The organism is Frigoribacterium sp. MCBA15_019 (genome assembly GCF_001864945.1).
Lineage (GTDB): Bacteria > Actinomycetota > Actinomycetes > Actinomycetales > Microbacteriaceae > Frigoribacterium.
This window is the reverse complement of the sequence record NZ_MJGS01000002.1, coordinates 322,267-328,266: the sequence shown is the minus strand read 5'-3', so window position 1 is coordinate 328,266 and position 6,000 is coordinate 322,267. Positions and strand designations below refer to the sequence as shown.

Genomic DNA, 6,000 nt, shown 5'->3' with positions numbered 1-6,000 from the left:
TGCCGACGCCCGCGACGAAGTGCGTGATGCGACCGTCGGTGTCGCGCCAGATCTCGGGACCCGTCGTCTCGTAGTGGCTGAGCGGGCCGTTGGGGTTGGCGTACTGGTTCGGCTTGAACGCCCCGGGGATCTCGCGCGCCAGGCGGTCCGAGACGCTGTAGTACGACTCGGGGCTGGTCGGCTCGACGGCGGTGGGCGTGACGACGATCTCGGCGCCGTAGGCCTTGAGCACGTTGCGCTTGTCGTCGCCGACCTTGTCGGGCAGGACGAAGACGCAACGGTAACCACGCTGCTGGGCGACGAGGGCCAGGCCCACGCCGGTGTTGCCGCTGGTCGGCTCGACGATGGTGCCCCCGGGCTTCAGGAGGCCCTCGCGTTCGGCCGCGTCGATGATGCGCGTCGCGATGCGGTCCTTCGACGAGCCGCCCGGGTTGACGTACTCGACCTTGACGAGCACGGTCGCCGTGATGCCCTCGGTCACCTTGTTCAGCTTGACGAGCGGCGTGTCACCGATCAGGTCGAGGACGGTCTCGGCGTACTTCACGGGTGCTCCGGTTTCTGCGCGGCGTCGTGGGGCGCGGATCGGGTGACGGGAGGGGCGGTGTCGGGTGGCGACGCCGTCGGCCGAGTCTAACGACGCACCCTGGCGTGTTACGGGGCGGGACGAGCCCCTCGACGTGCAGATCGTGCAGATCGTGCAGATCGTGCAGATCGTGCAGGATATTGAGGACCTCCCAGTAATCCGTGAGAGAACTGGTGACGCATCCCCGATCTCGACCGATCGCCCCGATCGATCCCCCGGACGACAGGACTCCCCACGTGGCAGACGACAAGCCCACCGTCAAGCAGCAGCGCGACGCCCGACGTCAGGAGAAGGTCGCCGAACTCAAACGGCAGCAGGCCCGGGCGAAGCGCAACCGCACCATCGGCATCGTCACCGCCTCGGTCGCGGGCGCGGCGGCGATCGCGCTGGTCGTCACCTTCGTCGTGACGAGCGGCCAGCCGCGACAAGACCCCCAGGCCATCGAGATCGACGGCGTGAAGACCTACTCCGACCTCACCGCGAACCACGTCGGCGGCAGCGTCGACTACGCGATGACCCCTCCCGCCGGTGGCGACCACAACCAGATCTGGTTGAACTGCGGCGTCTACACCGAACCCGTGCCGAACGAGAACGCCGTCCACGACCTCGAGCACGGGGCGATCTGGTTCACCTACGACCCCGAGCAGGTCAGCGAGAGCGAGATCGAGGCGCTGCGCGAATTCGCCCCCGACACCTACGCGGTCGTCTCGCCCTACGAGGGTCTCGACTCCCCCATGTACGTCTCGGCCTGGGGCGCCCAGCTGCCCTTCGCGAACGTGTCCGACGACGAGGCCACCGTGTCGGACTTCGTCACCAAGTACTGGAAGTCCACGAACGCGCCCGAGCCCGGGGCACCCTGCACCGGCGGCGTGGACGGCACCGGCAAGATCGCGTGACCGCCTCGGGGCGTGACGACGTCGACGTGACCGACGGGGCGGCGCCGCACCGCCCCTCCTCGGGTCGTCGGCTGCGGCTGCTGATCGCGGGGGTCCTGACCGTGGCGATCGTGCTGCTGGTGGGCGTCGCCCTCGGCCGACTCAGCTCGCCCAACCCGGTCACGCCCGGCACGGACAGCGTCGAGGCGGGGTTCTCGCGCGACATGCAGGTGCACCACGAGCAGGCCGTGCAGATGGCGATGATGGTCCGCGACCGGACCGACGACCCCGAGGTGCGCTCGATGGCCTACGACATGGCCCTGACGCAGTCGCAGCAGGCCGGCCAGATGTACGCCTGGCTCGAGCTGTGGCGGCTGCCGCAGGCACCCGCCGAGCCGACCATGACCTGGATGACCCGCCCGACCCTCGACGGCGACTACGGCAGCCACCACATGACCGACGACGGAGGCGCGAGTGGCCCGGCCACGCCGGTCGCCACCCACGAACCCGGCGGCCGCATGCCGGGGCTGGCAACCGACGAGCAGCTCGCGGCCCTGGACTCCGCCCGCGGCGTCGAGGCCGAGCGGCTCTTCCTGACGCTGATGATCGCGCATCACCAGGGCGGCATCGAGATGGCGGACGCGATCCTGGCACGCAGCGAGGTGCCGCAGGTGCGCGCCTTCGCCTCGGGCATGGTGCAGACGCAGCAGAGCGAGGTCGACGCCATGCAGGCGATGCTCGCCGAGCGCGGCTGACGGGACGCCCGGACCGCCACGACCTACGCCGAGACTTGCTGCCCGTAGAGCTCGGCGTAGACCCCGCCGAGCGCGAGCAGCTCGTCGTGCGTGCCCCGCTCGACGACGCGGCCGGCCACGACGACGAACACGACGTCGGCGTCGCGGACGGTCGAGAGGCGGTGCGCGATCGCGATCGTCGTCCGACCGCGGGTCGCCGTGTCGAGCGCTTCTTGCACCACGCGCTCGGACACCGTGTCGAGGGCGCTCGTCGCCTCGTCGAGGACCATCACCGCCGGGTCTTTCAGCAGGACGCGGGCGATGGCGATGCGTTGCTTCTCGCCGCCCGAGAGGCGATAGCCCCGCTCGCCGACGATCGTGTCGTAGCCGTCGGGGAACGACGCGATGGTCTCGTGGATGTTGGCCTGCCGGGCCGCGTCGACCAGTTGCTCGTCGGTCGCGTCGGGTCGTGCGTAGCGGAGGTTGTCGCCGATACTGGCGTGGAACAGATAGGTCTCTTGGCTGACGATGCCGATGTTGCCGACCAGCGACTCTTGGTCGAGCCGCCGGACGTCGGTGCCCGCGAAGCGGACCGCACCGCCGGACGCCTCGTAGAACCGTGGGATCAGGTACGACACGGTCGTCTTGCCGGCACCGCTCGGGCCGACGAAGGCGGCGAACTGGCCGGGCGCGATGTCGAACGAGACGCCGTCGAGGGTCTTCTGCCCGGGCTCGGCGTCGGGATACGAGAACGAGACGTCGTCGAACTCGACCCGGCCGAGCTGCGTCTCGTCGACGGTCTCGGCCGACGGGTCGTTCGTGATCGCCGGGTGGAGGTCGAGGTACTCGAAGATGCGCGCGAAGAGCGCCCCGGAGGTCTGCAGGTCGAGGGCCACCCGCAGCAGGCCCATGAGCGGGAAGGTCAACCGGGCCTGGACCGTCGTGAAGGCCACGATCGTGCCCGCGGTCACCGGCACGTCGCGGAGGATCAGCCAGGCCGCGACGAGGTAGATGAGGGCGGGGATGACCGAGAGGAAGATCTGGACGACGGCGAAGAACCACTGCCCGCTCATCTGCTGACGCACCTGCAGCCCGATCTGCGTGCGGTTCTCGGCGGCGTAGCGCTCGACCTCGGCGTGCTGCTGGTTGAAGCTCTTGGCGAGCAGGATGCCACTGACGCTCAACGCTTCTTGCGTGATGGCGGTCATGTCGCTGAGGGACTCTTGCGTCTTGGTGGCGATGCGGGCACGCACCTGGCCCACCCGACGCTGGGCCACCACGAGCAGCGGCAGCAGGATCACCGTGACGACGGTCATCTGCCAGCTGAGCACGAGCATGGACACGAAGGCCGCGATGACCGTGACGGTGTTGCCCAGGACGCTCGAGATGGTGTTGCTGAGCACGTTCGCGACGCCACCGACGTCGTTCTGCAGCCGGGACTGGATGACCCCGGTCTTGGTGCGGGTGAAGAACGCGAGCTCCATGCGCTGCAGGTGCCCGAAGAGGCGGATGCGCAACGCACCCATGACTTTGTTGCCGACCGTGGCCGTCAGGTACGTCTGCCAGACGCCGATGCCGGCCGACAGCACCCACAGCCCCACCATGGCGCCCACCAGCTCGAGCAGCACGGGCACGTCGGGGCCGCCCGGCGGGAACAGCCCCCGGTCGAACGCCTGCTTGGTGAGCAACGGCGGAGCCACGCTGATGGCGGCGCCGATCAGGACCAGCACCACGGTGACGACGAGGGCCCGCTTGTGCGGGACGAACAAGCCTCGGATGCGACCGAGCAGGTCGGGGATGCGCGGCGCCGTGGCGTTCGCCGCGCGCTGGGCGTCGGCGTCGCCGCTCGACACCCGACCGGAACCACCCGGGCGGCCCCCGCCACGGGGACCGCCTGCGGGGGCGTGCATCGAGCTCATCCGGTCAGCGTAGGCCTGACCACCGTCACGGGTGGCCCGTCGCCGGCGTTCGAGTCAGTGCCTGCAAGAAATCGCCACGGGACCGTCGAGACACGCCGCGACACGCCGTAGAACGACCGTTCGTCCCCCAGTTGTGGGCGCAATGCCCGACAGACCATACGACGGAATGATCTCTCAGTTTAGTATGGCGGTGTCGGTGCACCTGACCAGGCTCCGGCAGCCGCGCTCCCCCTACCCGACGGGAGAGCCTCCCGAAGCGGCGGAGCTAGGACCATCGTGAACACGTCGAACCCCACGGCCGTCGAACCGCCGAGTGCCGAACTGCAGCCCGCCGACCACCGGGCTGCTCTCGACGCCATCGAACAGGGCTGGACCCAGATCGCGCCCCTGCAGGGAGCACGCCTGCGCGAGGCCATCCGCTCGACGCCCGAAGAGGAGTGGCGCGGACGACCCCGCATCCTGCTCGCCCTGGCCGCGAGCCACCGCTCGGTCGGCTCCCGCTCGCGCAGTGCCGCCCTGCCCTGGTTCCGCGGCGTCGCCAAGGCGCTCGACGCCGACCCCGACCTGCCGCTCGACATCCGGGCGGGCTACCACGTCCACCTCGGCGCGTCCCTGCGCACCCTCGGCAACTTCGTCGTGGCCCACGAGCACCTCGAAGTCGCCCGGACCCTCATCGAGAACGACCTGGCCGAGTCGATCAGCGTGCGCATCTCGCTCAGCGCCTCGTTCTCGCTGCAGCTCGGCCTGATCCGCCTGCACTACGGCGAGATCGACCAGGCCCGCTTCGCCCTGAGCCTCGCCAACGGTCTCGGCGAGGACCACCTCAGCACCGCCGAGCGCGTCGAGTGCCTTTCGGCCCTCGCCTTCGTCGCGATGCTGATCGGCGACTTCGACCTCGCCGATCGCCACGTCGACCTCGCCCGCGAGCTCGCCGACGGCACCGACCTGCTGGGCAGCTCGTTCGGTGCCCTGACCCAGATCACCCGCGTGCACCTCGCCCTCGAACGCGGCGAGGCCGTGGGCGGCCACGAAGGCCTGCTCGCCGACGTCCGCCAGGCGTCGCGCGGCAGCGACTGGGAGGCGCTCGGCCTGTTCGCCGAAGCACACGTGCTGCTGGCCGAGAGCCGCCACATCGAGGTGCTCGACCTGCTGGCCCGGATCACCCGCACCATCGACGGCTTCACCGGGCACAGCGCCCTGACCGAGTCGGCCGTCGTGATGCGGGCCGAGACCATGCGCCTGCTCGGGCAGCCCCACGAGGCCCGCCGACTGGCCTCGTCGGTGACACCTTCGCACCACCACATCCGCTGTCCCGCTCGCGTGCTCGCCCTGGTGCACCTCGCCGCGGGCGAGCCCGAGGACGCCCTCGAGGCGCTCGAACAGTGTCTCGCCATCGGCGACCTGCACAGCGAGCGCACCATGGGCCAGGTGCACGCACTCCAGGCCGCCGCACACCTCGCCCTCGGCGACGGCCCGCACAGCGACATCGCCTTCGACCGGGCGTTGCTGAGCGCTGGCCACAACGGGTCGATCTGGCTCTTCGCCACCCTGCCCGAGGACGTCCTCGAACACCTCGTGCAGCGCGCCGTCGGCCGTCGGCAGCCGCCGACCATCGTCGGGGTGCTCGACCGCCTGCGCGGCACGTCGGCGGACGTCGTGCCGCAGCTCGCCGAGCCCTTGAGCGACCGTGAGCTCGTCATCGTCCGACACCTGGCCACGGGCCAAACCCTCGGCCAGATCGGCAGCCAGCTGTTCATCTCGGTCAACACGGTCAAGAGCCACGTCCGCAGCATCTACCGCAAGCTCCAGGCGTCGTCCCGCCGCGAGGCGATGACCCGCGTCAAGCAGCTCGGCCTCGACCTCGACGACTAGGCGCCGAGGCGTCAGGC

At 70.2% G+C, this 6,000-nt stretch carries 5 protein-coding genes; 3 read left to right on the top strand and 2 right to left on the bottom strand.

The window, feature by feature from the left end:
* Window positions 1–544 (bottom strand): PLP-dependent cysteine synthase family protein (locus tag BIV04_RS06505; protein WP_143048587.1); only part of this gene is annotated, 544 nt, incomplete at its 3' end.
* A 275-nt stretch (window positions 545–819) separates the two neighbouring features.
* Between BIV04_RS06505 and BIV04_RS06500 the strand changes: the two genes are divergently transcribed.
* Window positions 820–1,479, top strand: a complete 660-nt coding sequence (locus BIV04_RS06500; RefSeq protein WP_071255238.1) for a DUF3105 domain-containing protein — start codon at window positions 820–822, stop codon at window positions 1,477–1,479.
* Complete coding sequence (locus BIV04_RS06495) at window positions 1,476–2,213, top strand: DUF305 domain-containing protein (RefSeq protein WP_255364183.1); 738 nt, start codon at window positions 1,476–1,478, stop codon at window positions 2,211–2,213. The genes BIV04_RS06500 and BIV04_RS06495 overlap by 4 nt, the downstream gene beginning before the upstream one ends.
* A 23-nt stretch (window positions 2,214–2,236) precedes the next feature.
* On the opposite strand, the gene BIV04_RS06490 is transcribed toward BIV04_RS06495, so the two are convergent.
* Window positions 2,237–4,111, bottom strand: coding sequence for an ABC transporter ATP-binding protein (locus BIV04_RS06490; RefSeq protein ID WP_055971355.1), 1,875 nt, complete (start codon window positions 4,109–4,111; stop codon window positions 2,237–2,239).
* 276 nt (window positions 4,112–4,387) lie between these two features.
* On the opposite strand from BIV04_RS06490, the gene BIV04_RS06485 reads away from it, so the two are divergent.
* Window positions 4,388–5,983 (top strand): LuxR C-terminal-related transcriptional regulator, encoded by a 1,596-nt coding sequence (locus tag BIV04_RS06485; protein WP_071255236.1) that lies wholly within the window; start codon window positions 4,388–4,390, stop codon window positions 5,981–5,983.
* Window positions 5,984–6,000 lie beyond the last annotated feature (17 nt).